The organism is Nocardioides sp. NPDC047086 (genome assembly GCF_040643685.1).
Lineage (GTDB): Bacteria > Actinomycetota > Actinomycetes > Propionibacteriales > Nocardioidaceae > Nocardioides.
The window spans coordinates 116,678-141,957 of the sequence record NZ_JBEYUV010000004.1; the positions used below are offsets into that span (position 1 = coordinate 116,678).

At 69.5% G+C, this 25,280-nt stretch carries 27 protein-coding genes and 1 pseudogene; 13 read left to right on the forward strand and 15 right to left on the reverse strand.

Annotated elements, in window-relative coordinates; all coding sequences use genetic code 11:
* Positions 1 to 11: 11 nt before the first annotated feature.
* Positions 12 to 968, reverse strand: coding sequence for a neutral zinc metallopeptidase (locus tag ABZ796_RS04905; RefSeq protein WP_357335064.1), 957 nt, complete (start codon positions 966 to 968; stop codon positions 12 to 14).
* Between the two features lie 63 nt (positions 969 to 1,031).
* On the opposite strand from ABZ796_RS04905, the gene ABZ796_RS04910 reads away from it, so the two are divergent.
* Positions 1,032 to 2,630 (forward strand): ABC-F family ATP-binding cassette domain-containing protein, encoded by a 1,599-nt coding sequence (locus tag ABZ796_RS04910; RefSeq protein WP_091042352.1) that lies wholly within the window; start codon positions 1,032 to 1,034, stop codon positions 2,628 to 2,630.
* A gap of 121 nt (positions 2,631 to 2,751) precedes the next feature.
* Here ABZ796_RS04910 and ABZ796_RS04915 read toward each other — a convergent pair whose 3' ends face one another.
* Genes ABZ796_RS04915 through ABZ796_RS04935 form a run of 5 tightly spaced genes read right to left on the reverse strand, consistent with a single transcriptional unit; the run spans position 2,752 to position 6,460 of the window.
* The gene (locus tag ABZ796_RS04915) at positions 2,752 to 3,984 is read right to left on the reverse strand and encodes a hypothetical protein (protein WP_357335065.1); all 1,233 of its coding nucleotides are present in this window, start codon (positions 3,982 to 3,984) and stop codon (positions 2,752 to 2,754) included.
* A gap of 33 nt (positions 3,985 to 4,017) precedes the next feature.
* On the reverse strand, positions 4,018 to 4,632 hold the full coding sequence (locus ABZ796_RS04920) for an ATP/GTP-binding protein (protein ID WP_357335066.1): 615 nt from the start codon (positions 4,630 to 4,632) through the stop codon (positions 4,018 to 4,020).
* Positions 4,613 to 4,975 carry a DUF742 domain-containing protein gene (locus tag ABZ796_RS04925; RefSeq protein ID WP_357335068.1) on the reverse strand — a complete coding sequence of 121 codons (363 nt, stop codon included), beginning with the start codon at positions 4,973 to 4,975 and terminating at the stop codon, positions 4,613 to 4,615. Before ABZ796_RS04925 ends, ABZ796_RS04920 begins: the two co-directional genes overlap by 20 nt.
* 14 nt (positions 4,976 to 4,989) lie before the next feature.
* On the reverse strand, positions 4,990 to 5,376 hold the full coding sequence (locus ABZ796_RS04930) for a roadblock/LC7 domain-containing protein (RefSeq protein WP_357335069.1): 387 nt from the start codon (positions 5,374 to 5,376) through the stop codon (positions 4,990 to 4,992).
* Positions 5,366 to 6,460 (reverse strand): ATP-binding protein, encoded by a 1,095-nt coding sequence (locus ABZ796_RS04935; RefSeq protein ID WP_357335071.1) that lies wholly within the window; start codon positions 6,458 to 6,460, stop codon positions 5,366 to 5,368. Before ABZ796_RS04935 ends, ABZ796_RS04930 begins: the two co-directional genes overlap by 11 nt.
* A gap of 679 nt (positions 6,461 to 7,139) precedes the next feature.
* On the opposite strand from ABZ796_RS04935, the gene ABZ796_RS04940 reads away from it, so the two are divergent.
* Positions 7,140 to 8,972, forward strand: a complete 1,833-nt coding sequence (locus ABZ796_RS04940; protein ID WP_357335072.1) for an ABC transporter ATP-binding protein — start codon at positions 7,140 to 7,142, stop codon at positions 8,970 to 8,972.
* A 4-nt stretch (positions 8,973 to 8,976) separates the two neighbouring features.
* Here the strand turns inward: ABZ796_RS04940 and ABZ796_RS04945 are convergent, their stop codons facing one another.
* Positions 8,977 to 9,864, reverse strand: a complete 888-nt coding sequence (locus tag ABZ796_RS04945; RefSeq protein ID WP_357335074.1) for an SURF1 family protein — start codon at positions 9,862 to 9,864, stop codon at positions 8,977 to 8,979.
* Positions 9,865 to 9,930: 66 nt separating this feature from the next.
* On the opposite strand from ABZ796_RS04945, the gene moaA reads away from it, so the two are divergent.
* Positions 9,931 to 10,950 carry a GTP 3',8-cyclase MoaA gene (gene moaA, locus ABZ796_RS04950; protein WP_357335076.1) on the forward strand — a complete coding sequence of 340 codons (1,020 nt, stop codon included), beginning with the start codon at positions 9,931 to 9,933 and terminating at the stop codon, positions 10,948 to 10,950.
* Positions 10,951 to 11,053: 103 nt separating this feature from the next.
* Here moaA and ABZ796_RS04955 read toward each other — a convergent pair whose 3' ends face one another.
* Genes ABZ796_RS04955 through ABZ796_RS04965 form a run of 3 tightly spaced genes read right to left on the reverse strand, consistent with a single transcriptional unit; the run spans position 11,054 to position 12,535 of the window.
* Positions 11,054 to 11,992, reverse strand: coding sequence for a nucleoside hydrolase (locus tag ABZ796_RS04955; RefSeq protein WP_357335077.1), 939 nt, complete (start codon positions 11,990 to 11,992; stop codon positions 11,054 to 11,056).
* Positions 11,993 to 12,017: 25 nt separating this feature from the next.
* Positions 12,018 to 12,212: an acetone carboxylase gene (locus ABZ796_RS04960; protein WP_336737371.1), complete on the reverse strand. Its 195-nt coding sequence runs from the start codon at positions 12,210 to 12,212 to the stop codon at positions 12,018 to 12,020.
* Positions 12,212 to 12,535, reverse strand: coding sequence for a DUF3099 domain-containing protein (locus ABZ796_RS04965; RefSeq protein WP_357335079.1), 324 nt, complete (start codon positions 12,533 to 12,535; stop codon positions 12,212 to 12,214). Before ABZ796_RS04965 ends, ABZ796_RS04960 begins: the two co-directional genes overlap by 1 nt.
* 140 nt (positions 12,536 to 12,675) lie before the next feature.
* On the opposite strand from ABZ796_RS04965, the gene fabG reads away from it, so the two are divergent.
* Genes fabG through ABZ796_RS04980 form a run of 3 tightly spaced genes read left to right on the forward strand, consistent with a single transcriptional unit; the run spans position 12,676 to position 14,716 of the window.
* Positions 12,676 to 13,416 (forward strand): 3-oxoacyl-ACP reductase FabG, encoded by a 741-nt coding sequence (gene fabG / locus ABZ796_RS04970; RefSeq protein ID WP_357335081.1) that lies wholly within the window; start codon positions 12,676 to 12,678, stop codon positions 13,414 to 13,416.
* A 2-nt stretch (positions 13,417 to 13,418) separates the two neighbouring features.
* The gene (fabI, locus tag ABZ796_RS04975; protein WP_357335083.1) at positions 13,419 to 14,192 is read left to right on the forward strand and encodes an enoyl-ACP reductase FabI; all 774 of its coding nucleotides are present in this window, start codon (positions 13,419 to 13,421) and stop codon (positions 14,190 to 14,192) included.
* Between the two features lie 17 nt (positions 14,193 to 14,209).
* Positions 14,210 to 14,716 (forward strand): histidine phosphatase family protein, encoded by a 507-nt coding sequence (locus ABZ796_RS04980; protein WP_357335084.1) that lies wholly within the window; start codon positions 14,210 to 14,212, stop codon positions 14,714 to 14,716.
* A 202-nt stretch (positions 14,717 to 14,918) separates the two neighbouring features.
* On the opposite strand, the gene serB is transcribed toward ABZ796_RS04980, so the two are convergent.
* Both serB and ABZ796_RS04990 read right to left on the reverse strand, forming a co-directional pair.
* Positions 14,919 to 16,163, reverse strand: coding sequence for a phosphoserine phosphatase SerB (serB, locus tag ABZ796_RS04985; RefSeq protein ID WP_357335086.1), 1,245 nt, complete (start codon positions 16,161 to 16,163; stop codon positions 14,919 to 14,921).
* 34 nt (positions 16,164 to 16,197) lie between these two features.
* Positions 16,198 to 16,986: a hypothetical protein gene (locus ABZ796_RS04990; RefSeq protein WP_357335088.1), complete on the reverse strand. Its 789-nt coding sequence runs from the start codon at positions 16,984 to 16,986 to the stop codon at positions 16,198 to 16,200.
* Positions 16,987 to 17,039: 53 nt separating this feature from the next.
* Between ABZ796_RS04990 and ABZ796_RS04995 the strand changes: the two genes are divergently transcribed.
* From ABZ796_RS04995 to ABZ796_RS05015, 5 genes are all read left to right on the forward strand, one after another.
* Positions 17,040 to 17,837: an ABC transporter ATP-binding protein gene (locus ABZ796_RS04995; protein WP_357335090.1), complete on the forward strand. Its 798-nt coding sequence runs from the start codon at positions 17,040 to 17,042 to the stop codon at positions 17,835 to 17,837.
* Positions 17,838 to 17,905: 68 nt separating this feature from the next.
* The gene (locus tag ABZ796_RS05000) at positions 17,906 to 18,367 is read left to right on the forward strand and encodes an NfeD family protein (RefSeq protein ID WP_357335092.1); all 462 of its coding nucleotides are present in this window, start codon (positions 17,906 to 17,908) and stop codon (positions 18,365 to 18,367) included.
* 38 nt (positions 18,368 to 18,405) lie between these two features.
* Positions 18,406 to 19,485: an SPFH domain-containing protein gene (locus ABZ796_RS05005; protein WP_355021366.1), complete on the forward strand. Its 1,080-nt coding sequence runs from the start codon at positions 18,406 to 18,408 to the stop codon at positions 19,483 to 19,485.
* Positions 19,486 to 20,247 (forward strand): sulfite exporter TauE/SafE family protein, encoded by a 762-nt coding sequence (locus tag ABZ796_RS05010; RefSeq protein ID WP_357335094.1) that lies wholly within the window; start codon positions 19,486 to 19,488, stop codon positions 20,245 to 20,247. It begins immediately after the preceding gene.
* 18 nt (positions 20,248 to 20,265) lie between these two features.
* On the forward strand, positions 20,266 to 20,934 hold the full coding sequence (locus tag ABZ796_RS05015) for a nitroreductase family protein (RefSeq protein WP_357335096.1): 669 nt from the start codon (positions 20,266 to 20,268) through the stop codon (positions 20,932 to 20,934).
* A 46-nt stretch (positions 20,935 to 20,980) separates the two neighbouring features.
* Here the strand turns inward: ABZ796_RS05015 and ABZ796_RS05020 are convergent, their stop codons facing one another.
* The 3 genes from ABZ796_RS05020 to ABZ796_RS05030 all read right to left on the reverse strand — a co-directional run bounded on the left by ABZ796_RS05020 (position 20,981) and on the right by ABZ796_RS05030 (position 24,669).
* Positions 20,981 to 22,771 carry a BCCT family transporter gene (locus tag ABZ796_RS05020; RefSeq protein ID WP_357335098.1) on the reverse strand — a complete coding sequence of 597 codons (1,791 nt, stop codon included), beginning with the start codon at positions 22,769 to 22,771 and terminating at the stop codon, positions 20,981 to 20,983.
* Positions 22,772 to 23,011: 240 nt separating this feature from the next.
* Positions 23,012 to 24,115, reverse strand: coding sequence for an FAD-dependent oxidoreductase (locus tag ABZ796_RS05025; protein WP_357335100.1), 1,104 nt, complete (start codon positions 24,113 to 24,115; stop codon positions 23,012 to 23,014).
* Complete coding sequence (locus ABZ796_RS05030) at positions 24,112 to 24,669, reverse strand: type 1 glutamine amidotransferase domain-containing protein (protein ID WP_357335102.1); 558 nt, start codon at positions 24,667 to 24,669, stop codon at positions 24,112 to 24,114. Before ABZ796_RS05030 ends, ABZ796_RS05025 begins: the two co-directional genes overlap by 4 nt.
* 115 nt (positions 24,670 to 24,784) lie before the next feature.
* Here ABZ796_RS05030 and eutB (ABZ796_RS05035) point away from each other — a divergent pair, with 115 nt between their 5' ends.
* Together eutB (ABZ796_RS05035) and eutB (ABZ796_RS05040) are read left to right on the forward strand one after the other, a co-directional pair.
* Positions 24,785 to 25,120, forward strand: coding sequence for an ethanolamine ammonia-lyase subunit EutB (eutB, locus tag ABZ796_RS05035; RefSeq protein WP_357335104.1), 336 nt, complete (start codon positions 24,785 to 24,787; stop codon positions 25,118 to 25,120).
* A gap of 29 nt (positions 25,121 to 25,149) precedes the next feature.
* Positions 25,150 to 25,275 (forward strand): annotated as a pseudogene (eutB, locus tag ABZ796_RS05040) (ethanolamine ammonia-lyase subunit EutB); the annotation flags it as partial.
* Positions 25,276 to 25,280: the final 5 nt, after the last annotated feature.

Consider the following 25,280-nt stretch of genomic DNA (forward strand, 5'->3'; position numbering starts at 1 on the left):
GCGAGAGAGAGTTACGGGTTGTCGAGGTCCCGCGCCTTGAAGGTGTCGCAGCCGGCGATCGAGTCGGGGGTGGTCAGGCCCTTCCGGAACCAGGCGATCCGCTGCTCGGAGGAGCCGTGGGTATATTGCGAGGTGTCCACGCGGCCGGTGGTCCGGGACTGGATGTGGTCGTCGCCGACGGTCTTGGCGGCGCTGATGCCTTCCTCGATGTCCTGGTCGGAGATGTCGACGATGAACCCGTCGCCCTCGGCGGCCGCGGTCCACATGCCGGCGTAGCAGTCGGCCTGCAGCTCCAGGCGTACGGCGTCGGACTCGGGACCCTGCTGGGTGCGGACCTGGCCCATGGTACCGAGCAGGTTCTGGATGTGGTGGCCGTACTCGTGAGCGAGCACGTAGGCGCGCACGAAGGTGGTGTCCTGCCCACCGAGCTGCTCGAAGATCGAGTCGAAGAACGTCGGGTCGAGGTAGATCGTCTGGTCGGCCGGGCAGTAGAACGGGCCCACGGAGCTCGACGCCGAGCCGCAGCCGCCGGTCTGGACCTGGTCGGCGAAGATCACGACCGCCTGCTCGGGCTGGAACCGGCCGGAGAGGTCGGGCTGGGAGTCCCAGTAGCCGGTCATCGAGTTCTCGAGGGCGACGAAGGCACAGTTCTCGTCGTTGTTGGCGTCCTCGCCGGTCTGGCACGACCCGAAGTCGCCGGTCTCGCCGCCGTCGGCCGCCTGTAGGCCCCCGAAGGTGCCGGTGCCGACCGACGTGGAGCCACCGCTGTCGCCGAGGACCTGCGGGCCGACGCCGGTGCACTGGGTGACGAGGAAGAAGATCAGCAGCACGATGACGGTGCCGATGCCACCGCCGGCCTTGCCGCCGGGGATCGGGATCCGGGCGCCGCTCCCACCACCGAACCCGCCACCGCCACCCCCACCGGAGGTCCGGCTGGTGTCGAGTCTGGCCTTCGGGTTGAACCGCATCTTGTCCCCCTAGAGGTGGTGATGTGTGGGGCCGAGTGCCCCGCCCATACACTAGTGACGGAGATGATCACTGCCCATGACCTAGAAGTCCGCGTCGGCGCCAGACTTTTGATGGAGAACGTCACTTTCCGAGTCGGACCCGGCGACAAGGTCGGGCTCGTAGGCCGTAACGGCGCGGGGAAGACGACTCTGACGAAGGTGCTCGCCGGCGACCACCTGCCTGCCTCCGGAACGGTGTCCAACACCGGTGAGATCGGCTATCTGCCCCAGGACCCGCGGGTCGGTGATCCCGAGGTGATCGCCAAGGACCGGATCCTGTCCGCGCGTGGCCTCGACGATGCCGTACGCCGCATGCGGATCGCGGAGGAGGAGATGGGCTCCGAGGATCCGAACGTGCGTGAGAAGGCGATGAAGCGCTACCAGCGCGCTCACGACGAGCTCGATGCGGGCGGCGGCTACGCGGCCGAGACCGAGGCCCTGCAGATCGCCCAGTCGCTCGGCATCCCGGACCGGATCATGACCCAGCCGCTCAAGACGCTGTCCGGTGGACAGCGCCGCCGGGTGGAGCTGGCGCGCATCCTCTTCTCCAGCGCCGAGGTGCTGATCCTCGACGAGCCGACCAACCACCTCGACGCCGACTCGATCATCTGGCTACGCGACTGGATGAAGTCCTACAAGGGCGGCTTCATCGTGATCTCCCACGACAACGACCTGCTCGCCCAGACGGTCAACAAGGTCTTCCACCTCGACGGCAACCGCGAGGTGATCGACATCTACAACATGCCGTGGAAGCAGTACCTGACCCAGCGTGAGACCGACGAGGCCCGCCGCAAGCGCGAGCTGATGAACGCGCAGAACAAGGCCAAGACGCTCACCGACCAGGCCAACAAGATGCGCGCCAAGGCCACCAAGGCGACGGCCGCGCAGAGCATGCTCAAGCGTGCCGAGAAGATCATGGCGGGCGTCGAGGGCGAGCGGCAGCAGGAGAAGGTCGCCGCGATCAAGTTCCCCTCGCCCGCGCCCTCCGGCAAGACTCCGCTGACCGCCCACGACCTCTCGAAGTCGTACGGCGGCCTGGAGGTCTTCACCGCGGTCGACCTGGCCATCGACAAGGGGACCCGCGTGGTCATCCTCGGCCTCAACGGCGCCGGGAAGACCACGATGCTGCGCATCCTGGCCGGCGTCGACGCCTCCGACACCGGCGAGGTCGTGCCGGGACACGGGCTCAAGATCGGCTACTACGCCCAGGAGCACGAGACCCTCGACACCAAGCGGTCGGTGCTGGAGAACATGCAGTCCTCGGCACCGCAGCTGACCGACACCGAGGCCCGCACCGTGCTGGGTGCGTTCCTCTTCTCCGGCGACGACGTGCACAAGCCCGCCGGGGTGCTCTCCGGTGGCGAGAAGACCCGGCTGGCGCTGGCCTCCCTGGTCGTCTCCAAGGCCAACGTGCTCCTGCTGGACGAGCCCACCAACAACCTCGACCCGGCCTCCCGCGAGGAGGTGCTCAACGCGATCCGCCGCTACGAGGGCGCGATCGTGCTGGTCACCCACGACGAGGGCGCTGTGCACGCGCTGGAGCCCGACAAGGTGCTCATACTCCCGGACGGTGTCGAGGACCTGTGGAACGAGGAGTACGCCGACCTGGTCTCGCTCGCCTGACCCGCTGGAGCCACGAGCTCCCCGCCGAGTCGGCGCGTTTTCACGGGATCCGATGCCGAGTCGGCGCGTTATGACGAGCCGACTCGGCGGGGATTTCGGTCAAGATGAGCCGGCTCGGCGATCAGGTGAGGGTGCGGACGAACGTCACCGGCATCGAGGTCGGGTAGCGGTAGGAGAGCGAATCGGTGTTGCGCTCGACCTTGTCGGCGGGCACCGCGAGGGAGACCTCGGGGAGGCGCTCCAGGACGGTGCGTACGGCCGCCTGGACGATGATCGTGCCCGGCCGCTGGGCGGGGCAGGAGTGGGGGCCGGCGCTCCACGACATGTGGGCGCGGTTGCCGATCTCCAGCCACGGGTCGCCGCCGGCCATCAGCGGGTCGACGTTGGCGGCCGCGATGCACGGCACCACGGCGTCGCCCTTGCGGATCAGCTGGCCGCCGAGCTCGACGTCGCGCAGCGCGAACCGCGGGGTGATGTTGTAGCAGGGCGGGTCCCGCCACATGACCTCCTCGATCGCCTGGTCGACGTCGAGGCGGCCGCCGCGCAGGCGGCCGGCGAAACGCTCGTCGGAGAGCATCAGCAGCAGGGTCTGGGTGATGGTTGCGATGGTCAGCTCGTTGCCGGCGATGATCATCACGATCATCGCCTCCATGACCTCGTTGTCGTCCCACAGGCCGGGGTCGTCGAGCAGGTGGGAGGTGAGGTCGTCCTGGGGGTCCCTGCGGCGCTTGGCGATGTGGTCGACGATCTCCACGGCCAGCTCGATGACCCCCTCCTGGGCGAGCTGGCCGCCACCGAGGACCTTGTGGGCGGCCTTGCGCATCGAGTCGCCGACCTCGTGGCCCATGCCGAACATCGCGGCGACCGAGAGCAGCGGGATCAGGACGGCGTAGTCCTGGACCAGGTCGGCCTCGCCGCGCTCGAGCATGTCGTCGACGAGGTCGTTGCAGATGCTGCGTACCTGCGCGGCGTAGCCGTGCTCGTCCACCCGCGAGAGCGCCCGGTCAACGGGTGAGCGCAGCCGCCGGCGGAGCTCGCCGTCGTTGTGGAAGGAGTTCTGCCGGGTGGTCACGAAGGGGTAGATCGGCATGTCGGGCAGGATCTTGCCCTCCTGCACCGCGCTCCAGTTGTCACCGTTGCGGGAGAAGACCTCCTCGTTGCGGATGACCTCGCTGAACTCGGCATAGCCCATCGCGAACCAGAGGCGTACGCCGGGGGAGAGCTCACCGGGGGCGACCGGTCCCCACTCGGCCCGGAGCCGTTCGTGCACCTCCCGTGCCCGCGGGCCGACGGTCTCGGGTGCCTGGACGAGGTCGGTGAGATCGGCGAGACGTACGGTGCGGGTGGGAGTCATTCGCGGAGGGCCTGTTCGCTGGTTCGGTGCGGGTCAGTGGGTCTTCAGGGCGTGGCGCACGAGCGCGGCGAGCGCTCGGGCGCAGGCGTTGCGGTTCTTGGCGTTGCACATCACGATCGGGGTCTCGTCATCGAGGTCGAGCGCCGTGCGGATCTGGTCGGGCTCGTAGTTCGGCGCGCCGGGGAACTGGTTGATCGCGACGACGAACGGCAGGGACGTACGCGTCTCGAGCTGGTCCAGCACCTCGAAGGAGTCCTCGAGGCGCCGGGTGTCGACCAGGACCAGGGCCCCGGCGGCGCCCTCGGCGAGGCCGGACCACAGGTCCCAGAAGCGGCGCTGCCCGGGCGTGCCGAACAGGTAGAGAGCGATCTCGTCGGTCAGGGTGATCCGGCCGAAGTCCATCGCGACGGTGGTCGTCGTCTTCTCCGGGGTCGCCGCGACCTCGTCGATCCCCTCGCTGGCCTGGGTGATCGACTCCTCGGTGCGCAGCGGATCGATCTCGCTCACCGAGCCGATCAACGTCGTCTTGCCGACCCCGAAGGAGCCGACCACCAGGATCTTGACCGACTCGACGACCGTCGACGGCAGATAGTGCTGATCGCCTCGGGCTCCGTCTGGGCCGTGGCTGTCAGAGGTGGTTGAGAGCATGCAGGACCTTCTGGAGGGTTTCGCGGGAGGGGCCGGTGGCGGCGTCGCCGTCGGGGCGTACGCCGATCAGGCCGGCATCGATCATGTCCGAGGCGATCACCGCCAAGACGCTGACAGGCTGGCCGAGATGGACGGCCATCTCGGCCATGGAGATCACACCGAGGCACTGGGAGAGGACCTCGCGCTCCTGGCGGCCCACCGATGCCGGCGTCGCCGCCGGGCTGGTGTGGCCGATCAGGAGCGTCGCCGGCGTCAGTAGGTGGGTCGGGCGGGCGCGGCCACCTGTCCGTACGTAGGACCGGATCGGGTGGTCGACGTAGTCGTCGTCGCGGGCGTCGGGCATCGGCTCTGTTCGGCTCAGATCGAGCGTCTCGGGGTGCTCATCGCGCGCTCCCCGAGCATCAGCACGGTCGCCTGCATCTGCTGGGCGACCAGCGCCGGGTCGATGCTCATCTCGGTGACCACCGCGAGGCGGGAGCCGTCGCCGGCGCCACGGATGAACAGGAAACCGCCGTTGAACTCGACCATCACCTGACGGGGGTGGGCGTCGGCGCCGAACTGGCGGCTGATCCCGTGGCCGAGCGAGGTCAGGCCGGCGCACGCCGCGGCCAGCTTGTCGGCCTCCTCGCGCGGGGTGTGGCTCGTGCGGACCCGGACGAGCCCGTCGGCCGAGAGGACCACGACATGGCGTACCCCGCGTACTCCCGCGACCAGCTCCAGCATCCAGCTGTTGTCATCGGTCATGGTTCCTCCAGTGATTCTCGGGTGCGGATTCGGTCTCCGCGGTGATGCGGTCGCTCTGGTGTGGGATCGGCGTGCCGGCAGCAGGGGTTGACGGGGTGCTGAGGAAGCTGCTCATCCAGGCGCCGGCCTGCTCCGCGGTCGGCTCTGGCGGTGCCTCCTGGTGCGTGGCGGGCTGCTGCCCGGTGAGCAGGCGCTGGCCGCGCTTCGAGCGCCGCTGCGGCAGGCCGTCGGAGGTGAAAAGCGACGGCTCGCGCTGTTCGTGGTCGGGGAGGGGATCGGGTGCCTTCGCGGTGCCGTGGACCGGCCAGGCAGGGGTCGTCGAGGCGGGCGGTGCCTTCGGTGCGCTCGCTAGGAGGGAGGTGGGAACGGGGGTCGAGATCGGCGTACGTGGTGCGACCTGCTCAGGGACGATCGGTCCCAGTGGCGCGGTCATCGCCTCGGGGACCAGCACGGCGACCCGCAGACCGCCGTGGACGGACTCGGTCAGGTCGACGCGGAACCCGTGGCGGCGTACGTAGGTGCCCACCACCGCCAGGCCGGTCTGGGGGATCTCGCCGAGGTCGTGCAGGCGTACCTGCCGGGTGCCGGAGGCGATCTCGCGCATCCAGGCCAGGTTGGTCTCGTCCATGCCGACGCCCGCGTCGTCGATCTCGAGGGCCGCCCCGCGGCGTACGGAACGGATCGTGACCAGCACCTCCGTCGCCGGCGGCGAGGACTGGGTCGCGTTGGCGAGGAGCTCGGCGACGAGGTGGATCAGCGGCTCGACGTACGCACCCTGGACAGCGACCGGCGGGTCGCCCTCCACCCGGACCCGGCGGTAGGCGGTGATCCGTCCCGCAGCGCCGCGGACGACGTCCGCGATCGCGAGCGGGTCGCGCCAGTGCTGCCCGGGCTGCTCCCCGCACAGCGTGGCGATGCTCTGCGCCAGGCGCGCCTGCTGCGCCGCCGCATGGTCGACCCGCATCCCCGCCTCGAGCACGTCCGGCTCGGCCGGGAACTTGGCCACCATCCGCGTCGACTCCTCCTGGATCCGGTGCGCCGAGGCCTGCACCTTGCGAGACAGCGACAGCACCGCGACGCGCATCCCGGCATCCCCGCCCCGCCCGTTCGACCCCGCCGAATCCTCACCTGTGGGCGCCGAGTCTTCAGTTGTGGCAGGCGAATCTGACCTTATGGGGGACGAGACGACACTTTCGTCGTCCATTTCTGCAGATTCGGGCTCCGGTTCTACAGATTCGGGCTCCACTTCTGCGGATTCGGCCACCGTTTCTACAGTCTCGGCGGGGGCGGTTTCGTAGGCCATGGCGGTGAGCCACAAGGTGAGCGCGACGACGGGTACGCCGGCGAGGATCCAGGGCCAGAACCAATGGTCACCGGAGGCGGTGATGAAGATGACGGGGGAGAGCGCGACGAAGAGGAGGATCGCGGTACTGCAGAACCAAGGACCGGCTCGGTGGAGTCGGTCCAGGAGTGGTCGGGTCATGTCAGGGCACCTGGGGTGGGGGTGAGCAGTCAGGGCATGGACCCGCGGGTTCGGGGCAGTCTGGACGAATCCTGATCCAGCCCCCGGAGACCGGCGCACGCACGCGCTCCACTTCATACCACCAACAGAGCGCTTGGTCACCTCCTCGAGGTGATTTTGACCATATTTCGACGAAGCGTCCCGGTGAGGCCGAACGCGGCCGGGCGACTAAGGTGACGGAGTGTCACAAATGGGTCCAGGCTTCGGTGCGAGCGGCGGAGCGATGGGCGGCGGCGGAATCATGCGCAACCTGCGAGCCGATCGGACGGTCCTCCAGCGCGGGCTGCCGAAGGGCACCCTGAAGCGCGTCATCTCCTACGCCAGGCCCCACCGGGCCCTGATCAGCGCGTTCCTGGTCTTCACGGTCTTCGACGCCGCGCTCGTCGTGGTGACCCCGCTGCTGACCCAGCGACTCATCGACGACGGCGTGCTCGAGCAGAACGTCTCGCTGGTCATCTGGCTGGCCGTGGCGATGGCGCTGGTGGCCGTGGTCGACATGGGCTTCGGGATCATCTCGGGCTGGCTCTCGACCCGCATCGGTGAGGGACTCATCTTCGACCTGCGCACCCAGGTCTTCGGCCACGTCCAGCGCCAGTCGCTGGCGTTCTTCACCCGGGCGCAGACCGGCGCGCTGGTCAGCCGCCTGAACACCGACGTGCTCGGCGCGCAGCGGGCCTTCACCTCGACCCTGTCCAACAGCGTCTCCAACCTGATCTCCCTCGTCGTGGTCGGCGCGGCGATGCTGGTGCTGTCATGGCAGGTGACGCTGATGTGCGTCGCGCTGTTCCCGATCCTGTTCCTGACCTCGCGCTGGGTCGGTCGCCGCCTGGCCGGCCTGACCCGCGAGCAGATGGACGGCAACGCGGCGCTGGCGACGACGATGACGGAGCGGTTCAACGTCGGCGGGGCTCTCCTGCTCAAGCTCTTCGGACGCCGCGAGGAGGAGGATGCCGCCTTCGCCCAGCGCGCGGATGTCGTACGCCGCCTGGGGATCCGGATCGCGCTGCTGACCCGCCTGTTCGGTGCGACGATGCAGGTGGTGCCGGCGCTGGCGACCGCGCTGGTCTACGGCGTCGGTGGCTGGATGGTGATCCAGGGCGACGTCACGCTCGGCACCCTGACCGCACTCGGTCTGCTGCTGGTGAGGCTGCTGGGGCCGTTGCAGGCCCTCTCCAACGTACGCATCGACGTGATGACCGCGCTGGTCAGCTTCGACCGCGTCTTCGAGGTGCTCGACCTGCCTTCGCTGATCAAGGAGAAGCCGGACGCGGTCGAGGTGCCGCGGGATGCCGCGTCGGTGCGGTTCCGCCACGTCGCCTTCACCTACCCGCGTGCCGACGAGGTCTCGCTCGCCTCCCTGGAGACGATCGCGCGCCCGGAGAGCCGGGAGGTGCGCGAGGTGCTGTCCGACATCGACTTCGCGGCCGAACCGGGGGAGATGGTCGCCCTCGTCGGACCCTCCGGTGCCGGGAAGTCGACGATCACCCACCTGATCGCACGGCTCTACGACGTACGCTCCGGGTCGGTCGAGGTCGGCGGCCTCGACGTACGGGACGTGACCCTGGAGTCGCTCGAGGCCGCGGTCGGCTACGTGACCCAGGACGCCCACATGTTCCACGACACCGTGCGCGGCAACCTGCTCTACGCCCGCCCGGGCGCCTCCGACGACGAGATCTGGGCCACCCTGGAAGCAGCCCAGGTCGCCGGCGTCATCAAGGGCCTCCCGGACGGTCTCGACACCGTCGTCGGCGACCGCGGCTACCGCCTCTCCGGTGGTGAGCGCCAGCGGCTCGCGATCGCCCGGCTGCTGCTGAAGGCGCCCCACATCGTGGTGCTCGACGAGGCCACCGCCCACCTCGACTCCGAGTCCGAGGCGGCGGTGCAGGCCGCTCTGGACGCCGCCCTGGAGGGACGTACGTCCATCGTCATCGCCCACCGGCTCTCCACCATCCGTGCCGCCGACCGCATCCTGGTCGTCGAGGACGGTCGGGTCGTGGAGTCGGGCACCCACGAGTCGCTGCTCGCCGCGGGCGGGCTCTACGCGGAGCTCTACGAGACGCAGTTCCGCCGTTAGGCGGTCAGCTCTTCCCGCTGCGCTCCTTTTCGTACGCAGCCTGGTAGGCCGCCTTCACCGCCTGCTTCTGGGCGAGCTTGGCGGCCTTCTTGCGGGCGCGCTCGTCGGTCTTCTCGTCGTCGGCCGGGGTGTCATCGTCTTGTGCAGGCTCGTCCCGGCTCTGCGTACGCCGCTCGTCGTACATCAGGTAGAAGAAGCCGGCGATCGCGAGGATGCCGAAGAACCACCACTGCAGCCCGTAGAAGAAGTGGGGGCCGTTGTCGAGCTCGGGGAGGTCGGCCTGGCGAAGCTGGACAGCGGGCTCGGGCGACTCGGTGTCGAGGTGCAGCCAGCCGGTCAACAGCGGCTCGTCGACCACCTCGGCGACCTGGGTCGAGGAGAGCGCGCGGGTGGCGTGGTAGCCGTCGACCTGGGCGACGTCGGTGGAGTCGCCGGTCCCGTCGGCGCGGACCCAGCCGGTGATCGTGACCTCACCCGACGGGGGTGCCGGGAGGTCGTCGAACTCGTCCTGCGACTCGGTCTGGAGCCAGCCGCGGTCGACGAGCACCGCGCTCCCGTCGGCGAGCACCAACGGGACGACGATGTCGACACCCTTGGCGTCGTCGGGGGTGCGGTAGCGCCAGATGATCGTGTCGTCGACCGCGTACGTCCCGGTCGCGGTCACCCGCCGCCACTCGTCCTTCTCGGCCACCTCGTCCCCGGTGGCCAGGACATCCCCGACCGGCACGGGGTCGGCGTGCTCGTTGACCCGGACGATCTGGTTGCTGGCCTTGCGGTCCTCGAGACGGTCGAACTGCCACTCGCCGAGCCACCAGGTGCCGTAGGCCAGGATCAGCACGAACACCGTGAAACCGGCCCAGCGACGGCTGAGCAGGAAACGGAACGAACTCACCGGATGAGACTAACTGGCATGCGGTCCTCACTCACGATCCGGGTCGCGCCAGCCTAGACTGGTGTGATGACGACCTCCCCGACAGATCAGACCGAGCAGAGGCTCGTCGACCGGTTCGGCCGGGTCGCGACCGATCTGCGGGTCTCTCTGACCGATCGTTGCAACCTGCGATGCACCTACTGCATGCCGGCCGAAGGGCTCGACTGGCTGCCGGGCGACGAGGTGCTCACCGACGACGAGGTGGTGCGGCTGATCGGCGTCGCCACCGGGCAGCTCGGGGTCCGCGAGGTGCGGTTCACCGGTGGCGAGCCGCTGGTCCGGCGCGGGCTGGTCCCGATCGTCGCGCGCACCCGCGAGGTCGCTCCCGACGCAGAGCTCTCGATCACCACGAACGCGCTGGGGCTGGCCAAGACGGCCGGCGCCCTCGCCGAGGCCGGCCTCGACCGGGTCAACGTGTCGCTGGACTCGATCCGGCCCGAGACCTTCGCGCAGATCACCCGCCGCGACCGGCTGGCCGACGTGGTCGCCGGGCTGGAGGCAGCGGCCGACGCCGGTCTGGGCCCGATCAAGATCAACGCGGTCCTGCTCCGGGGCGTCAACGACGACCAGGCCGCCGAGCTGCTCGGCTGGTCGGTCGAGCGTGGCTACGAGCTGCGGTTCATCGAGCAGATGCCTCTCGACGCCCAGCACGGGTGGTCGCGCGAGAAGATGGTGACCGCCGACGAGACCCTCGCGTCGCTCTCGGCCGCCTTCGAGCTGACCCCCGCGGAAGAGCCCCGTGGCAGCGCCCCCGCCGAGCTCTTCCACGTCGACGGCGGCCCGGCCAAGGTCGGCATCATCGCCTCCGTCACCCGACCGTTCTGCGGCGACTGCGACCGGGTGCGCCTCACCGCCGACGGGCAGGTGCGCGACTGCCTGTTCGCGCGCTCCGAGTCCGACCTGCGTACGCCGCTTCGTGCCGGCGCCTCCGACGCCGATCTCGCCGCCCGCTGGGTCACCGCCATGGCCGGCAAGCGCGCCGGTCACGGCATCGACGACCTCGGCTTCCTCCAGCCCGACCGTCCGATGTCCGCCATCGGCGGCTGACCACCAGCCGAGGCGTCACCCGCGTCGGCCGAGGCGTCACCGCGGTGCCCTCTCGGCCGTCCGGAGCGACGCCTCGGCCGACGTACCTGACGCCTCGGCAGGGTCAGGAGCCGACGCGGTCGAGAGCGTCGAGGACGAGGTCCCAGTAGGCCTGTACGTCGAGGGTGATCGCGACCTGGGCGTTGGGCGGCTCCCCGAGGCGGTCATGGACGTCGACGACGGTGGCGCCGCGGGTCCAGCGGCCCTCGGTCTCGGCGGCCACGAACGACTTGTGCCAGCTGATCAGTCCTGGGTCGATGAGGGCCGCGATGGTGCAGGGGTCGTGGACCGGGGGAGCGGCGAAGTCGAAGACGTCGGAGTAGGTGCCGCCGAAGAAACCCATCAGGTCGGCGCACGCCCGGCCGACCGGATGATCCATCGCCCGCATCCGCGCGACGACCTCGGGGGTGGCCAGCGCCTGGTGGGAGAGGTTGAGCCCGACCATCCGGATCGGGAGGCCGCTGCCGAGGACGAGGTCGAGCGCCTCGGGATCCGCGTACGCGTTGAACTCCGCGGCCGGGGTGGTGTTGCCGCGCTCGGTCGAGCCGCCCATGAACACGATCTCGGCAATGCGAGGGCCGACCTCGGGATGGTCGCGCAGCAGCAGCGCGACGTTGGTGATCGGTCCGGTGGCGACGACGGTGACGGGGTCCGGGGCGGCCATCAGGGACGTACGCAGGAACTCGACCGCCCCCGTCGAGACCGGTGCCGCGAGCGGCTCGGGAAGGTCGGGCCCGTCGATCCCGGTCGCGCCATGGATGAAGTCGCCGATGTGGGCCTCGCCGGCCAACGGTCCGGCGGCTCCGGCCGCGACCGGGACATCGGGCCGCTTCGCCAGCGCGAGGATCCGCTGGGCGTTGTAGGTCGCCTTCTCCACCCGGCAGTTGCCGAACGTGGTGGTGATTCCGAGCAGGTCGATGCGAGGGCTGCCCAGGGCCAGCAGGATCGCGATGGCGTCGTCGTGGCCGGGGTCGCAGTCGAGGAGCACGGGGATCGGGTTCATCGCACGACCTCTCCGGGTGAAACAGCTAGTGAGGGACGACGTCCTTGAGGAACCCGCGCGCGCCCAGGAAGTCGCTGAGCGACTCCTTGTGCGCCTCGCACGCGAGCCAGATCTTACGCCGATCGGGGGTGTGGATCTTCGGATTGTTCCACTGCAGCTCCCACGAACCGGAGTCCTGGCAGCCCTTGGCCGAGCACAGGTCCGAGTCCAGCGCGCCCATCAGAGCTCGCCCTTCTCGTGGAGCTGCTGCTCACGTCCGCTTTCGAGCTGGCGCGGGCCGTAAGGAGAGTCCATCAGGTTCATCTCGTCGCTCTTGGTGTTGGTCGCGTTGGCCATGACGACCGCGACGTAGGGCAGGATCAGGGCCGCCGCGATCAGGATCGGCCACAGCCAGCCGATGCCGGCCAGACCGGCGATCACGGCACCGATGAAGCACAGCGAGCGGATCGACATCGAGATGGCGTAGCGCTTCTGGCGCATGGCGATGTCCTCGGCACGGCTACGGCCCGCGGTGGTGATCCTGATCGGTTGTGCCTTGGACATACCGCCAGTCTAGGTCGTGGCCGATGGCACCCGGTCAATGGTGTGGTCCCAACAGGGGCGCCCCGAAGGACTTTGGATGGTTCTCACAAGCAAATCCAAGGCATTGGTCGTACGCCGAAGTAATCGCTACCGTCGCGCCTGTGACTGACAGTGAAAACCCCACAAGGCAGAGTCCATCGCCTGCGCCTCGCTCGGTGCTCGTCACCGGCGGCAGCCGCGGCATCGGCCGGGCGATCGCCGAGGCCTTCGTGGCCAACGGTGACAACGTGGCCGTGACCTCCCGCAAGGGCGGGGCTCCCGACGGGGCTCTGGACCTGGTGTGCGACATCACCGACCCGGCCGCCGTCGAGGAGGCGTACGCCGCCGCCGAGGCCGCCCACGGACCCGTCGAGGTCCTCGTCGCCAATGCCGGGATCACGAAGGACACCCTCGTGCTCCGGATGTCGGAGGACGACTTCGCCTCTGTGATCGACACCAACCTGACTGCGTCCTTCCGGCTCGCCAAGCGTGCCTCGAAGGGCATGCTGCGGCTGCGCCGCGGGCGGATCATCTTCATCTCCTCGGTCGTGGGCCTGATGGGCAACCCGGGTCAGGTCAACTACGCGGCGTCGAAGGCCGGGCTGGTCGGGATGGCTCGCTCGCTCGCGCGTGAGCTGGGCTCGCGGGGGATCACCGCCAACGTGGTCGCTCCGGGCTTCGTGGAGACCGAGATGACCGCTGTGCTCACCGATGAGCAGCAGAAGGCGATCACGGACCGGGTGCCGTTGGGGCGCTACGCGTCACCGGACGAGGTGGCCTCGGCCGTGACGTGGTTGGCAGATGCGGGTTATGTGACCGGGGCCGTCATCCCGGTCGACGGCGGACTTGGAATGGGGCACTGATCATGGGTTTGTTGGACGGCAAGACTGTTCTCGTCGCGGGAGTCACGATGGACTCCTCGATCGGCTTCGCGGTGGCCAAGGTGGCCCAGGAGCAGGGCGCCCGCGTCCTGATCTCCAACTTCGGCCGCGCGCTGTCGATCACCAAGCGGATCGCGAAGCGGCTCCCCGAGGAGCCGCCGGTGCTCGACCTCGACGTGACCAACCAGGAGCACCTCGACGGCCTCGCCGACGCGCTCCGCGCCGAGGGTGTCGAGCGGCTCGACGGGGTGGTGCACTCGATCGCGTACGGCAACCCCGAGACGCTCCTCGGCGGCAAGTTCCTCGACGGTCCCTGGGACGACGTCTCGCAGGCGGTCCAGGTCAGCGCCTACTCGCTGAAGTCGCTCGCGATGGCGACCCGGCCGCTCCTGGCTCCCGGCTCCTCGATCGTCGGTCTGACCTTCGATGCGACGGTCGCCTGGCCGGCGTACGACTGGATGGGTGTCGCCAAGGCCGCGCTCGAGTCGACCTCGCGCTACCTCGCCCGCGATCTCGGTCCCGACGGGATCCGCTGCAACCTCGTCTCCGCGGGGCCGCTCAAGACGCTCGCCGCCAAGGCGATCCCGGGCTTCGAGGAGCTCGACGAGGGCTGGGGCAGCCGGGCTCCGCTCGGCTGGGACAACACCGACCAGGGACCGACCGCGAAGGCCGTCTGCGCGCTGATCTCGGACTTCTTCCCGGCGACCACCGGTGAGATCGTCCACGTCGACGGGGGCTATCACTCGCTGGGTGCGTGAGGTCATAGGGTTGCCGCATGCGGACCCTTGTCATCATGCGGCACGCCAAGGCCGAGTCGTCGGCACCCACCGACTACGAGCGCCAGCTGACCGAACGCGGCCATGCCGACGCCGTCGCTGCGGGGGAGTGGCTGGCCGAGCAGGGCGTCGTCCCGGACTACGCCCTGGTCTCGGCGGCCGACCGCACCACCCAGACCTGGGAGGACGTCGCGGTGGGGGCGTCGTGGGACCTGACGACGGCGGAGTACGACCAGGGTCTGTACGCCGCCGGCACCTCCACCGCCCTGGACCTGATCCGTGCCGTCGATGACGGCCACTCCACGGTCGTGGTGATCGGCCACAACCCCACCGTGTTCTCGCTGGTGCAGCTCCTCGACGACGGCGAGGGCGACGACGAGGCCGGCAACGAGCTCGCCCTGGGCTTCCCCACCGCCGCCGTCGCCGTACTCACCTACGACGGCGACTGGTCCGAGCTCGACGAGGCCGAGGCCTCCGTCACCGCCTTCCACGTAGCCCGCCCCTGACCACCCGCCGAAGCCTCCGACGTGCCGAAACCGTAGAAGTGGCGTGCCGAGACTGTAGTTGTGGCGTACCGAGATCTCGATCGCCACAACTACCGATCCGGCCGCCACAACTGCAGCTTCGGCACGCCACAACTGCAGCTTCGGCACGCCACATCTGAAGACTCGCCTGCCGTTTCTACCGAATCGGCTGGGATGGACTCGCTCAGATGAGCGGAGGGGCGGGGGTGACGATGCCGGCTTCGGCGTCGGCGGCCTCGATCTCCTCGCGGGAGATCCCGAGGAGATACATGATCGTGTCGAGGTAGGGAACATTGATGGCGGTCCCGGCGGCGGAGCGGACCGCGGGCTTGGCGTTGTAGGCGATGCCGAGGCCGGCGGCGGCGAGCATGTCGAGGTCGTTGGCGCCGTCGCCGATGGCGACGGTGGCGGCCTCGGGGATGCCGATCTCGGCGGCGAACTCGCGAAGCGCGCGGGCCTTGCCGGCCCGGTCGACGACCTCGCCGACGACCTCGCCGGTCAGTACCCCGTCGACGATCTCGAGCTCGTTGGCACGGGCGTAGTGGATGCCGAGGTCGGCGGCCAGCCGGTCGGTGATCTGCGAGAACCCACCCGAGACGATGGCGAAGCGGTAGCCGAGACGACGCAGGGTGCGGACCATCGTCCGCGCGCCGGGGTTCAGCTGAAGCCCGGCATAGACCTCGTCCAAGGCGGTGGCGGGTACGCCCTTGAGGTACTTCACCCGCCCGCGGAGCGACTCCTCGAAGTCGAGCTCGCCGCGCATGGCCGCCTCGGTGACCGAGGCGACCTCCTTCTCGTAGCCCGCGTGGGCGGCGATCATCTCGATCACCTCGCCATCGATCAGCGTCGAGTCGACGTCCATCACGATCAGACGCATGCCGCGTCGGGCCAGGTTGGCGGGCTGTACCGCGATGTCGACACCCTGGGCGGCGGCCTCGGCAGCCAGCGTCACGCGCAGCTCGTCGGGAGCGGCGCCGGAGACGTGCAGATCGAAGGCGGTGACCGGGTAGCGGGCCAACCGGATGATCCGGTCGATGTTGCCGCCGGCCGAGGCGATCGTGCGGGTCACCGACGCGAGCGCGGCCGCCTTCAGCGGTAGCCCCAGCACCGTCACCCGGGCGCGGTCGGCGGGCTCCCGCGGAGTGTCGCCGACACCCTCTTCGATCTCGACGGTCATGTCGAGAGCGTGGGCGGTCTCCTCGATCGCGTGCTTGAGCGCGTCGGTGCTCGCGGCGTCGGCCGGTGCGGTCACCAGGAGCCCGAGCACGAGCCGCGCCCGCAGCACGATCTGCTCCAGGTCGACCACGTCGACCCCGGCCAACGCGAGCGTCGCCAAGGTGGCCGAGGTCAGCCCGGGTCGGTCGTTTCCGGCGAGGGTGATCAGCAGAGTGTCGGGACGGCGCTCGAGCGCGTCGAATTCCTCGGTCATCGCTGCAAAGGATAGTGGAGCGGGGGCCTGCGTCTCAGTTCGGCGGCCACACCTCGGGCGAACCCGCCGCGGTGAGCGCCCGCCGAGCGGCGCGGTCGAGGCCGACGAGCGCCTCTCGCCGGCGGAACATCTCCGAGGCGGAGACGGCACCGCCCTCGTCCTCCAGCGCCACCGCGACGATCTCCCGGGCCTGTACGCCACGGGCCGCGAGCTCCACGCACCGCGCCGGCACCCCGGGAGCCCCGGCCAGCGAGGGCCGGTGGCGGAGGTTCATCAGCCGGTCGGCGACCTCCGGGCGCCACCGGGCGACGTCGAGCTCGGCGAGCGCGGTCGCGGACTCGGTCAGGGCGAGCCGCAGGGCCCGGTCGGCCTCACCGACATCGGGCAGCTGCCGGCGCTGGGCGGCGTACGCCTGCCACTCGATGACCGCGCCGACACGGACCGGTACGAGCCCGATCCAGATCCCGGTGGTCGAGCTTGTCGAGACCACCACCGCCTCACCGGCCTCCATCGCGGCCGCGTTGAAGTCCCGGGGCCCGCCCAGCCCGACCGGGTCGCCCTCGGCCGGGAAGGCCACCCCGACGGCGGTCGCCCCCTCCGTACGCAATCGCCCCATCCCGCTCACCAAGGTGTCCGCGACCCCCTCGGCGCCACCGAGCCCGAGCCCGGCGAGCCCGCTGACGGTGTGGGTCGCGTCGGGCCCGATCACCGCGTCGAGCACCAGGTCGGTGACCGCCTCACCGCGCAGCCACGCGGTCACCCACCACGCCAGGCGCAGCGCCTCGGGGGTGGTCTCGACCGACTCTGATTCCTCGACACTCACAGCCGCCCACCCTATCCCGGAGCCCGTCGACCCCTGCCGATAGATTTGCCGCCATGGCAGCCGTGCTTGAGTTCACCGACGTCACCGTACGCCGCGGGGGCAACGCCCTTCTCGACTCTGTGAGCTGGGTGGTCGAGGAGGATGAACGCTGGGTCATCCTGGGCCACAACGGCGCCGGCAAGACCACGCTGCTCCAGGCCGCCGCGGCCCAGCTCCACCCGACCTCGGGCGTCGTGAAGATCCTCGGCGAGCAGATCGGCCGCGTCGACGTCTTCGAGCTGCGTCCGCGCATCGGTCTCACCTCCGCCGCGCTCGCCGACCGGATCCCGCGCCACGAGCTCGTCCGTGACGTCGTGGTGAGCGCCTCCTACGGCGTGGTCGGGCGCTGGCGTGAGCGCTACGACGACCTCGACCACGACCGTGCCCAGCAACTGCTGATCGAGGTCGGCATCAAACACCTCGGTGAGCGGAGCTTCGGGACCCTGTCCGAGGGCGAGCGCAAGCGCGTCCAGCTCGCGCGTGCGCTGATGGTCGACCCCGAGATGCTGCTCCTCGACGAGCCCGCCGCCGGGCTCGATCTGGGCGGTCGTGAGGACCTCGTCTCCACGCTGTCGACGCTCGCCTACGACCCCGACAGCCCGGCCACCGTGCTCGTCTCCCACCACGTGGAGGAGATCCCGCCGGGCTTCAGCCACGTCCTGATGATGCGCTCGGGCCGGATCACCGCCCAGGGGCTCATCGAGGACACGCTGACCGCGGCGAACCTCTCCAAGACCTTCGGCATGCCGCTCGAGCTCGAGGCGAGCGAGGGCCGTTACTGGGCCAAGCGTCGCGCCCGCCACACCCGGTAGCGCAACGTTAAGAAGTCGGTACCCGAACCTCCCCACAACGTGTGGCGCGTCTGGATAGGGTGACGCCCATGGACTGGCAGGACTGGGACTGGGCCCTCTGGACGGCACTGGGAGCTCTGCTCGTCGTCGGAGAGCTCTTCAGCCTCGACCTGATCCTGCTGATGCTCGCCACCGGTGCCTTCGCAGGTGCGTTGACCGGCGCGTTCACCGACAGCTTCGTGATCCAGGCGATCGTCGCGCTGGCGGTCTCGGTCTCCATGCTCGCGGTCGTACGTCCGGGGCTGGCCAGGCGGCTCCACAACGGCCCGGAGATCCAGATCGGCGCGCAGAAGCTGATCGGTGTCCAGGCCGTCTCGACCGTCGAGATCAGCGCCCACAAGCCTGGACAGCTCAAGCTCGAGGGCGAGCTCTGGACCGCTCAGCCCTATGACGAGACGCTCGTGATCGCGGCCGGCACGCTGGTCGAGGTGCTCGAGATCAGGGGTGCGACGGCGTACGTCCATCCTCTTCCGGAGCTCGGGACTCCGTAGTTCCCGGGCAACTACATCTAGACAAGGACTGATTGGCAATGGGTGGCATCATCCTGGCCCTTCTGGTCATCTTGGCGGTGCTGGTGATCACCACGCTGGCCAAGACGATCAAGATCATCCCGCAGGCGCGGGTCGGCATCGTGGAGCGCTTCGGCAAGTTCCAGTCGAAGCGTGACCCCGGCCTGAACGCGGTGATCCCGTTCGTCGACAAGGTGCGCTACATGATCGACATGCGTGAGCAGGTCGTCGCGTTCGCACCGCAGCCGGTGATCACCGAGGACAACCTGACCGTCTCGATCGACACGGTCATCTACTTCCAGGTCAACGACCCGGTGGCGGCGACGTACGAGATCGCCAACTACATCCAGGCCGTCGAGCAGCTCACCATGACCACCCTGCGCAACATCGTCGGTGGCATGACCCTGGAGGAGACGCTGACCAGCCGTGAGCAGATCAACTCCGGCCTCTCGATCGTCCTCGACGAGGCCACCGGTCGCTGGGGCATCAAGGTCAAGCGCGTCGAGATCAAGTCGATCGACCCGCCCATGTCCATCAAGGACGCGATGGAGAAGCAGATGCGCGCCGACCGTGACAAGCGCGCCGCGATCCTCACTGCCGAGGGTCAGCGCCAGTCCGCGATCCTCTCCGCGGAGGGAAACAAGCAGTCCGCGATCCTCAACGCCGAGGGTCAGCGCGAGTCGCAGATCCTCGCGGCGCAGGCCGACCGTGAGGCCGCGATCCTGCGGGCCCAGGGTGAGGGCCAGGCCATCCAGACCGTCTTCCAGGCGATCCACGACGGCCGCCCCGACCAGTCGCTGCTGGCCTACCAGTACCTGCAGATGATGCCGAAGATCGCCGAGGGCGACGCCAACAAGGTGTGGATCGTCCCGAGCGAGATCGGCAAGGCCCTCGAGGGCCTCGGCTCGACGATGAACAGCCTCCAGGGCATCCCGGACGAGGTCGAGGGCCCCGTCAAGCGCGTCGACATGGGTTCGGCCGAGCCGACGGTCGACCTCGAGCAGTCCTCCGCGGCCGCCGCCGTCCAGGAGGCGCTCGCCGAGGCCAAGCAGGCAGAGGCCCCCAACCGGCCGAAGCCCCCCGCCGAGCCGACCGCCTAGGTGGATCCTCTCCAGTCCGCCCTCATCCTGATCGCCGGGGTGGGGGCGGGCACCATCAATGCCGCCGTCGGTTCCGGGACGCTGATCACCTTCCCGACGTTGCTGGCCTTCGGCGTACCTCCGGTCGTCGCCAACGTGTCCAACACGATCGGCCTGGTGCCGGGCTCACTGGCCGGCGCCTGGGGCTACCGTCGCGAGCTCGCCGGGCAGCGCGGCCGGATCCTCCGGCTCGGGGTCGCCGCACTCATCGGCGGCGCGGTCGGCGGGATCCTGCTGCTGGTGCTGCCCGCGGGAGCTTTCGAGGCGATCGTCCCGGTGCTGATCGGGCTCGGGGTGGTCCTGGTGATCACCGGTCCGCGCATCTCTCGCTGGGTCGCCGAACGGCACGGCGACCTGCCCGACGATGGCGGCCAGCGCTGGTGGGTCTGGCCGGCGGTCGCGATGCTCGGCGTCTACGGCGGCTACTTCGGCGCCGCTCAGGGCGTGCTGATGATCGCGATCATCGGCATCGGCGTCGCCGAGTCGCTGCAGCGCCTCAACGCGCTCAAGAACATCCTGGTCGCGACCACCAACGGCATCTCCGGGCTCATCTTCGCCCTCGTGGCCGACGTCGACTGGCAGATCGCCGCCCTGATCGCCGTCGGCGCGACGATCGGTGGTCTGCTGGGCGCGAGGATCGGCCGCCGGCTGCCGCCCAACGTGCTCCGCGGCGTGATCGTGGTCGTCGGGATCACCGCCCTGGTGGCCTTCCTGGTCGGCTGAGTCTGATGGGATGGTCCCATGGAGCTCTACGACGCGATGCGGACCACCCATGCCGTACGCGACTTCACCGACGACCCGCTGCCCGACGAGATCCTCGCCAGGATCCTCGACAACGCCCGGTTCGCGCCCTCCGGCGGCAACCGGCAGGGCGGTCATGTCGTGGTCGTACGCAGCCAGGCGACCCGCGAGCGTCTGGTCGAGCTGACCGCGACGGGGGCCCGCAGGTACATCGCGCAGCACAAGGCGGGGGAGATGCCGTGGAACACGGTGCACCCGACGGCGGTGAGCGAGGAGCAGATCGCCGGCACCCGGGTGCCACGCTCGATGACCGAGCCGCTGCTCACGGCCCCGGTCGTGCTCGTCTTCCTCGTCGACCTCGGCGCGGTCGCCTCTATCGACTCCGAGCTGGACCGGGTGGGTGTCGTCTCCGGCGGCTCGGTCTACCCGCTGGTGTGGAACACGCTCCTCGCCGCGCGCAACGAGGGCTTCGGTGGGGTGATGACCACCATGGCGGTCGCCGAGGAGCCGGCGGTCCTCGAGCTGCTCGGCGCCCCTGAGGGGTACGCCGTCGCCGCGGTCGTCCCGATGGGCAAGCCGGTCAAGCAGCTCACCAAGCTGCGGAGGCAGGCGGTGGAGGAGTTCGTCACCCTGGAGACCTTCTCCGGAGCACCGCTGACAGACGACTGATGGCGGGGTCCCGGAGGACCCCGCCATCAGGTTCAGGACCCGAGGATCAGGCCTTGTCGTCGGCGGCGACGACGGAAGACGCCGGCGTGGTGCCGTTGCTGTGGTCGTCCTCGACGACCGCGAGCGCGAAGTCGTCGCCGTGCTCGGTGACACCGGTGATCACGGCCTGCTCGACCGCGTCCGCGGCGTACTGACCACGCACGATCAACGGGTCATGGGCCAGGTCCCGCTGCAGCGAGACCGCCAGCCCGACCATGATCACCGTGAACGGCAGCGCCGCCACGATCGTGATCGTCTGCAGACCGGACAGCGCGTCCGCGCCACCGGCGATCAGGCCCAGGATGGCCACGACACCGGTCGCGACACCCCAGAACACGACCGTCGAGCGGCTCGGCTCCTCCGAGCCGTGCTCGGAGAGGGTGCCCATCACGATCGAGGCCGCGTCGGCGCCGGAGACGAAGAAGATCGCCACCAGCACCATGACCAGGATGCTCATCACCGTGGCCAGCGGGAACTGGTCGAGGGTGGTGAACAGCTGCGACTCGACGCCGCCGAGACCGGCGATGTCGACGGTGCCGTCACGCTGCAGGTCGATGGCGGTGCCACCCATGATGCAGAACCAGATGATGCTGACGACGCTGGGCACCAGGAGCACGCCGGCGACGAACTGCCGGATGGTGCGCCCGCGCGAGATCCGCGCGATGAACATGCCGACGAACGGCGTCCACGAGATCCACCAGGCCCAGTAGAAGACGGTCCAGGAGCCGAGCCAGGCGGAGGTCTCCTCGCCGCCGACGCCGGTGCGGGCCGACATCTGGGCGAGGTCGCCGATGTAGGTGCCGAGCGAGGTCGGGATCAGGTCGAGGATGAAGACCGTCGGGCCGACCACGAACAGGAACAGCGCCAGCAGGAACGCCAGCACCATGTTGATGTTGGAGAGCCACTGGATGCCCTTGGCCACGCCCGAGACGGCGGAGATCACGAAGCAGACCGTCAGGACCGCGATGATCCCGATGAGCACGTTGTTGCCGACCTCGCCGAGCCCGGCGACGATCTGCAGGCCGGACTCGATCTGGATCGCGCCGGTGCCGAGGGAGGTGGCCGAGCCGAACAGCGTCGCGAAGATCGCGAAGATGTCGATCGCCTTGCCTGTCGGGCCCTCGACGGTCTTCTTGCCGAGCAGCGGCGTGAAGGCCGAGGAGATCAGGCTGACGCGGCCCTTGCGGTAGGCGCCGTAGCCGATCGCCAGGCCCACGACCGCATAGATCGCCCACGGGTGCAGCGTCCAGTGGAACATCGTGGTCGCCATCGCGTGCTGGATGGCCTCGGGGTTGCCGGCTTCGCCGGTGCCTGGCGGCGGAGTGACGAAGTGCGAGATGGGCTCGCTGACGCCGTAGAACATCAGACCGATGCCCATACCGGCGCTGAACATCATCGCGATCCAGGACGCCGTGTTGAACTCCGGCTTCTCGTCGTCACGACCCAAGGGGATGTTTCCGTATTTACTGACGGCCAGCCAGACGATGTAGATGACGAAGCCGCTGGCGGTGAGGACGAAGAACCAGCCGGCCTTGTCCAGCACCCAGGCGAGCGCGTCGCCGGCGATCTTGCCCATGCCGTCGGTGTTGATGAAACCCCACGCCATGAACGCGATGGCGATGGCCGCCGCGATGCCGAAGACGACCCAGTCGATTCCCTTGCGTTGTTCCTGTTCGCTCGAGATCGGCAGGTCCAGCGCGGGGTGGGGGACGACCTCGCCCGTGGGCGACTTGATGAGGGCTGAGGAACTGTGATGGTCGGAATGTTTCGGACTGTCTGTCTTCTTCTCAGAAGTCACACTGTTGTCCTTCCGGTTGGGTTCGGGACCACAGCACCCTAACGCGCGCCGTCTTTGCTTTCCGTTCGCCGGGGGACCTCGGCCGACCCGCCGAGGGTGACTCCTGGCCGTACTGTGTCCGGTCGGTGCGCGTGTTGTTCCGCCTTTGTGGCCGTGGTACGCCGCCCCTCCGACCCTCCTACGGCAGACATATTGTGGCTCTACCGTGACCATTGCGGTGCCGGGAGAGCCACCCGCGAGCTACTGCTGGGGTTGGCCGAGATGCGCCTCCGGCCTGAGGTCGGAGGCGAGACCGTCGCCGGTCGCGGCCCTGGCGAGGGCACGACCCAGCGCCGGTGCCTGCTTGAAGAGGTTGTGACCGGCGACGAAGAGGACTTGATCCGCCTCCCAGACGGCTATGCCGTCCTCGCTCCAGGGGAGGTCGGTCACCCAGCAGTGGACGAACTCCTGCGGCTCGGGGTCGAGGCGAGGCAGCGCCCGTGCCACGTACTCGCGTGCGCGTTCGTCCAGGGATCGGACTGCCGCCGGGTCGATGAACGTCCCGTCGTCGCGGACGCCGACAGTCTCACTGAGCCCGAGCGCATAGCGGCCGTTGCCCGGCAGCGGCGTCGCGTAGACGCCGACCTCGCCGAAGTCGCCGCTGCCGTCCTGCAGGCAGGCCACCCGCTCCGGGGCGGCGCCCTTCACGGCGAAAGTCAGTCGTACGTGGGCGGCGAGGCGGACAGGGAGGGAGAGGCCGACGCTCCGCGCCAGGCGGGCGGTCTCGCGCCCGGCGCACACGACCACCTTCGAGTAGGCCGCGCGGTCGTTGACGCTGCGCACCTCGACCGTTCCGTTGTCGCGGGGCTCGATCGCGATCACCTCGCCGGTCACCACGGCGTCCCCGAGCTGATCCGTGAGCGCCTTGATGGCGGCGCGCGTACGAATCGCGCCGCCCGCCTCGTCGAGGACCGCCGGGCCGGAGTACCCGGCGAGCAGCGGCATCCGCTCGGCGAGCTCGTCCGAGTCGATCGCACGCGCGGCTACGCCGCCGACACGGTCGAGCACACGAAGCCGGGCGAGCGCGTTCTCACCGATCGCCACCACCCCGTCTGAGGAGACCAGCTCGACGCCGAACCGTTCGGCCCACTCGGCCCACACGCCGCGGCTCTCGCGCGCGAACGCGACGAGCCGCGGGTCGTCGTGCGCGTGCCGGAAGATCCGCGACTCGCCCGCGGACTGGCCGTGACCGGGCAGACCGGTCTCGTACAGCCGCACTCCGACGCCCTGCTCACGTAGCGCGTGAGCCGTCGAGAGGCCGACGATGCCGCCCCCGATCACCGCAACCTCAGGCGAACCCGTCATCGGGCCGCGCGTGCTGCCCCGAGCTCGGCCACGAGCGCGTCGCAGAACGCGGGCAGGTCATCGGGTGAACGGCTGGTGATCACGTTGCCGTCGACCACCACCTCCTGATCGACGACCTCTGCGCCGGCATTGCGCAGGTCGGTACGGATGCTCGGGTAGGACGTCAGGGTCCGACCCTTGACCACGCCGGCCTCGATCAACGTCCAGGGCCCGTGGCAGATGGCGGCGACCGGCTTTCCGCTGTCCACGAAGTCACGCACGAAGGCGACGGCGTCAGGGTCCACCCGCAGCTGGTCCGGGTTCACCGTGCCGCCGGGGAGCAGCAACGCGTCGTAGGCGGCCACGGTGGCGTCGGCCACCAGGCCGTCGACGGGGAAGGTGCCTGCCGGGTTCAGATCGCTCTCACGGGCCTGGATCTCCTCATCGTGGACCGACAGCAGCGTGGTCTGGGCGCCGGAAGCGTTCAGGGCCTCGCGGGGTTGCTCGAGCTCGACGCGTTCCACGCCGTCCGCGGCGAGGATGGCGACCTTCTTGCCGTGCAGTGCCTGGGTCATGAGAACCTCCAGATCGATACGGTCTGATCTCCTCCGCCGACCCTGGTACCCGGGCCCACGGTGTTCATGCTCCAGAGCCACATCGCGGAAATATTGCGGCTCTACCGTTGATCTCATGCGCTACCGACAGAGTCTCCACGGGCACGGCTTCGAGTTCGACGGCCTGGTGGAGGTGATGGCACGGGCGACGCCGCTGCGCTCCGGCGACGTCCTCGCCGGGTGCGCGGCACGGTCCGACACCGAGCGGGTCGCGGCGCAGGTGGTCCTGGCCGATCTGCCGCTGAGCACCTTCCTCGAGGAGCAGGTGGTGCCCGCCGAGTCGGACGACGTCACCCGGCTGATCCTGGAGACGCACGACGAGGACGCGTTCGCGCAGGTCAGCGGCCTGAGCGTGGGTGGCCTCAGAGAGTGGCTGCTCGACGTGGTCAGCGCCGTGACACCGCGGCGCTGACCGCCGTCGCGCCCGGTCTGACGCCGGAGATGGTGGCGGCCGTCTCGAAGATCATGCGCAACCAGGACCTGATCGCGGTGGCCGCGGCGACCGAGGTGGTGACCCGGTTCCGCACCACGATGGGCCTGCGGGGACGGTTGTCGACCCGGCTGCAGCCGAA

Coding starts and splice junctions, on each gene's coding strand:
- ABZ796_RS04980 (WP_357335084.1), top strand. CDS start 14,210: ATGCGGACCCTTGTCATCATGCGGCACGCCAAGGCCGAGTCGTCGGCA.
- moaA (WP_357335076.1), top strand. CDS start 9,931: ATGACGACCTCCCCGACAGATCAGACCGAGCAGAGGCTCGTCGACCGG.
- ABZ796_RS04905 (WP_357335064.1), bottom strand. CDS start 968: ATGCGGTTCAACCCGAAGGCCAGACTCGACACCAGCCGGACCTCCGGT.
- ABZ796_RS05000 (WP_357335092.1), top strand. CDS start 17,906: ATGGACTGGCAGGACTGGGACTGGGCCCTCTGGACGGCACTGGGAGCT.
- eutB (WP_357335104.1), top strand. CDS start 24,785: ATGCGCTACCGACAGAGTCTCCACGGGCACGGCTTCGAGTTCGACGGC.
- ABZ796_RS04955 (WP_357335077.1), bottom strand. CDS start 11,992: ATGAACCCGATCCCCGTGCTCCTCGACTGCGACCCCGGCCACGACGAC.
- ABZ796_RS04935 (WP_357335071.1), bottom strand. CDS start 6,460: ATGCGCGTCGCGGTGCTGTCGCTGTCTCGCAAGGTGCAGGCCTCGGCG.
- ABZ796_RS04960 (WP_336737371.1), bottom strand. CDS start 12,212: ATGGGCGCGCTGGACTCGGACCTGTGCTCGGCCAAGGGCTGCCAGGAC.
- ABZ796_RS04930 (WP_357335069.1), bottom strand. CDS start 5,376: ATGACCGATGACAACAGCTGGATGCTGGAGCTGGTCGCGGGAGTACGC.
- ABZ796_RS05030 (WP_357335102.1), bottom strand. CDS start 24,669: ATGACCCAGGCACTGCACGGCAAGAAGGTCGCCATCCTCGCCGCGGAC.
- ABZ796_RS04910 (WP_091042352.1), top strand. CDS start 1,032: ATGATCACTGCCCATGACCTAGAAGTCCGCGTCGGCGCCAGACTTTTG.
- ABZ796_RS05025 (WP_357335100.1), bottom strand. CDS start 24,115: ATGACGGGTTCGCCTGAGGTTGCGGTGATCGGGGGCGGCATCGTCGGC.
- ABZ796_RS04965 (WP_357335079.1), bottom strand. CDS start 12,535: ATGTCCAAGGCACAACCGATCAGGATCACCACCGCGGGCCGTAGCCGT.
- serB (WP_357335086.1), bottom strand. CDS start 16,163: ATGACCGAGGAATTCGACGCGCTCGAGCGCCGTCCCGACACTCTGCTG.
- ABZ796_RS04920 (WP_357335066.1), bottom strand. CDS start 4,632: ATGCTCTCAACCACCTCTGACAGCCACGGCCCAGACGGAGCCCGAGGC.
- ABZ796_RS04995 (WP_357335090.1), top strand. CDS start 17,040: ATGGCAGCCGTGCTTGAGTTCACCGACGTCACCGTACGCCGCGGGGGC.
- ABZ796_RS05015 (WP_357335096.1), top strand. CDS start 20,266: ATGGAGCTCTACGACGCGATGCGGACCACCCATGCCGTACGCGACTTC.
- fabI (WP_357335083.1), top strand. CDS start 13,419: ATGGGTTTGTTGGACGGCAAGACTGTTCTCGTCGCGGGAGTCACGATG.
- ABZ796_RS04940 (WP_357335072.1), top strand. CDS start 7,140: ATGCGCAACCTGCGAGCCGATCGGACGGTCCTCCAGCGCGGGCTGCCG.
- ABZ796_RS04925 (WP_357335068.1), bottom strand. CDS start 4,975: ATGCCCGACGCCCGCGACGACGACTACGTCGACCACCCGATCCGGTCC.
- ABZ796_RS05005 (WP_355021366.1), top strand. CDS start 18,406: ATGGGTGGCATCATCCTGGCCCTTCTGGTCATCTTGGCGGTGCTGGTG.
- ABZ796_RS04915 (WP_357335065.1), bottom strand. CDS start 3,984: ATGACTCCCACCCGCACCGTACGTCTCGCCGATCTCACCGACCTCGTC.